Annotated in this window: 3 protein-coding genes and 1 tRNA gene; 3 read left to right on the top strand and 1 reads right to left on the bottom strand. The window is 42.6% G+C overall.

Features of this window, described 5'->3' with window-relative positions; genetic code table 11:
• The first annotated feature begins 269 nt into the window (after positions 1 to 269).
• The 3 genes from AC805_RS11285 (at position 270) to AC805_RS11295 (ending at position 2,705) form a co-directional block, all read left to right on the top strand.
• Positions 270 to 758: a flavin reductase family protein gene (locus AC805_RS11285; RefSeq protein WP_055075533.1), complete on the top strand. Its 489-nt coding sequence runs from the start codon at positions 270 to 272 to the stop codon at positions 756 to 758.
• Between the two features lie 260 nt (positions 759 to 1,018).
• A tRNA-Gly gene (locus AC805_RS11290) sits at positions 1,019 to 1,090 on the top strand.
• Between the two features lie 160 nt (positions 1,091 to 1,250).
• Complete coding sequence (locus AC805_RS11295) at positions 1,251 to 2,705, top strand: TldD/PmbA family protein (RefSeq protein WP_055075534.1); 1,455 nt, start codon at positions 1,251 to 1,253, stop codon at positions 2,703 to 2,705.
• A gap of 73 nt (positions 2,706 to 2,778) precedes the next feature.
• Here AC805_RS11295 and AC805_RS26255 read toward each other — a convergent pair whose 3' ends face one another.
• Positions 2,779 to 2,934, bottom strand: coding sequence for a hypothetical protein (locus AC805_RS26255; RefSeq protein WP_009629275.1), 156 nt, complete (start codon positions 2,932 to 2,934; stop codon positions 2,779 to 2,781).
• Between the last annotated feature and the right edge of the window lie 259 nt (positions 2,935 to 3,193).

Genomic DNA, 3,193 nt, shown 5'->3' on the forward strand with positions numbered 1-3,193 from the left:
GGGGTACTTATAGCAACGTAAGGTTTGATTAAGGCATAAAACCAAAAAGATGAGTGGCGGCGCTTCGCGCCGCCACTCATCTTTTGGGTTTTGATTTGTGCAATTTACGAAAGTGTTGTCACACTTTTGTGAATTAAAAACCAAACCCAGTAAGGGTTTCCAAAGCTAAAAATGGCTTAGCCATTTTTAGCTTTGTATTACTTGGTGGGTTAAGCTAAAACAAGTTTTTAACAATTTATCAATCATTTAACTTACATTTAACTCAAATAATGACTATTACCATTTCTCAAGACGAACAACTTGGAGCGGCGATCGGTGCAATTCCTAGCGGTTTGTTTATTGTCACCTCTCAACAAAATGGCAAAACGGCAACCATGCTAGCTTCATGGGTTCAACAAGCTGGGTTTGAACCCCCTTCGGTAACAATTATTGTTGCTAAAGGCAGACCTATTGAATCTTTCTTGACCATTGGCAGTCCTCTGGTTGTCAATATCGCGGAAAAAGGACAAGGCAAAATTATTGGACATTTTGCCAAGGGCTTTGCCCCAGATGCCGATCCCTTTGAGGGGATTGAGACAGCAATGGCTCCTAGCGGTCAACCCTATCTAACTGATGCGATCGCCTATCTTGATGCGATGGTGACAGGTAGCCTTGATGCGGGAGATCACAATGTCATTTTGGCAACCATCACCGCAGGCGAGCGGCTTCGTGAAGGTGAGCCCGCCATCCATACTCGTAAAAATGGCTTCAAGTACTAATACCAAGTTAAGAAATGGCTACGCCATTTCTTAACTTAAAAACCCTTACTATGTTTAGTTTTTAATTCACGAAAGTGTGACAACACTTTCGTGAATTGACATAAATTCCCAGAGATGAATGGCAGCGCGAAGCGCCGCCATTCATCTCTGGGAATTTGAGCTTTGCGTTGCAAAGCTCGAAGAAATTTTCAAAAAGTAGTTGACATTGTTGGCAATGTTTGGCATATTAATAAAGCGCTAAACGCAATGGCGCAAAAAATGCGGGTGTGGCTCAGTGGTAGAGCATCTCCTTGCCAAGGAGAATGTCGTGGGTTCGAATCCCATCACCCGCTTAATGGAAGCAGAGGTTTGTATAGCAAGCCTCTGCTTCATTGTTTTTTGTTGTTATTTTTTTGTCATCTATTTTTGTTGTTATTTTTTTGTCATCTATTTTTTTGTCATCATTGTTAAAGAGAATAGCTTTTTAGAGAGAATAATCGAGAAATTAGATCCATGCAGCCTAATCTTAAGTTTGATGTCAAAGTTGCCCTATCTCACATCGAGCTACCATCTGCGGAATGGATTGGCTTGCGTGAAATTAGAGAAATTAATACGACTCGTTATGTGCGCGATCGCCAGCCCCAGTCTAACGGGCGCAGTCAATCCCACGGCGTAATGATTGAAGTATTAGTGGACGGGCAGTTTGGCTATGCCAGTACCAACAATCTCGATCTGACCAATATTCAGCGCATGGCTCAGAAAGCCTACGATCGCGCTAAAAATGCGGCAAAATGGGCTGTGTATCGCTTTACGATCGCCCAAAGACCAAAAGCGATCGGACAATATTTTTCCCCATTTGTCAAACCATCGGAGGCGATCGATGCGAAAGAACTCAACGCAATCCTCATCGAGATCTGCGACACCTTAAAGGTTTCTGATCGAATCGTAAAAACTAGTGCCTATGCCGTAATTACTGATGTCGAAAGCAAATTTGTCAGTAGCAATGGCTCGGATATTTATCAAAAATTTCTCGTTATTGCCACTGACTATGCGGCAACCGCTCAAGAGGGGGCAATTATTCAAAGACGGGGAGACAAAGGACAACTTGCCCGATGCAATCAAATCGGAGTGGAGGTATTCGAGCGAGACACCCTTTTACAAAGAGCAAGAATCATTGGCGAACAGGCAATTGAACTCCTCTTCGCGATCGAATGTCCCACTGAAACCACATCCCTAGTCCTTGCTCCCGACCAAATGTTGTTGCAAATTCATGAGAGCATCGGTCATCCCTTAGAAATAGATCGGATCCTAGGCGATGAGCGCAACTATGCAGGCGGAAGCTTTGTCAAGCTAGAAGACTTTGGCAAGATGCAGTACGGATCTTCAATCATGAATGTATCCTTTGACCCGACTATGGCTGGAGAATTTGCCAGCTATGCCTTTGATGATGTGGGAATATCTGCGACCAAGGAATATTTAATCCAAGAGGGAAAGCTCCTCCGTGGCTTAGGGAGTTCTGAAAGTCAATTGCGATCGGGGATCAAGGGGGTTGCTAATGCGAGAGCCACCTCATGGAATCGTCCTGCGATCGATCGCATGGCAAATATCAATCTAGAAGCTGGCGAACATTCCTTTGAGGCGATGATTAGCAATATTGAGCGGGGCGTATACATGCAATCGAATCGATCTTGGTCGATCGATGATTATCGTAATAAGTTCCAGTTTGGCTGTGAATACGCCCAACTAATCGAAAATGGCAAACTTACCAAAACCCTCCGCAATCCCAACTATCGGGGTGTTACTAACCAATTTTGGCGTAGTCTCGCTAAAGTAGGCGATCGCGATACCGTTGAAGCCTATGGTTCTCCTTTTTGTGGGAAAGGAGAACCAAACCAAGTGATTCGCGTCGGTCATGCTTCCCCCACCTGCCTATTTGAAAACATCGAAGTTTTTGGCGGCGCGTCATAAATAAAAAAATCAAAACAATAAAAAAGAGACATAAAATGTCTCTTTTTTATTGTTTTTGATTTTTTTGATCTTTTTAACTTAAGCCTAGTTGCTTCATTTCTTGTTCGAGGATATTTAGCAATCCAGCATCATTATTAGCGCGAGCAACTTCCATACGACGTTTAACCGAAGCAGATAGATTTGCTTTGTGGTTAGCGGCAGCTTCAGCTTTTCTTTGAACTACGTTCATTACTAATATCCTTATAAATTACATATTGTTTACATATACTAACCATAACATATAATTATCAAAACGGTAGCATATGTTACTGATATTTTCTTAAATAAATGTAAAGAAAATTGTGCTTATTGCAATGTCTCGGAGAAATTTACGACGTTAAGTAATGCGATTGGCAATGCGATTGGCAATGCGTCTCTTCAAGTAAAAAGCCAAGCCCCAAAAGCATGAGGTAACCCAATGGGTTACCTCATGCTTTTGGGGCTTGGCT

This window comes from Pseudanabaena sp. 'Roaring Creek', from assembly GCF_001402795.1.
GTDB lineage: Bacteria > Cyanobacteriota > Cyanobacteriia > Pseudanabaenales > Pseudanabaenaceae > Pseudanabaena.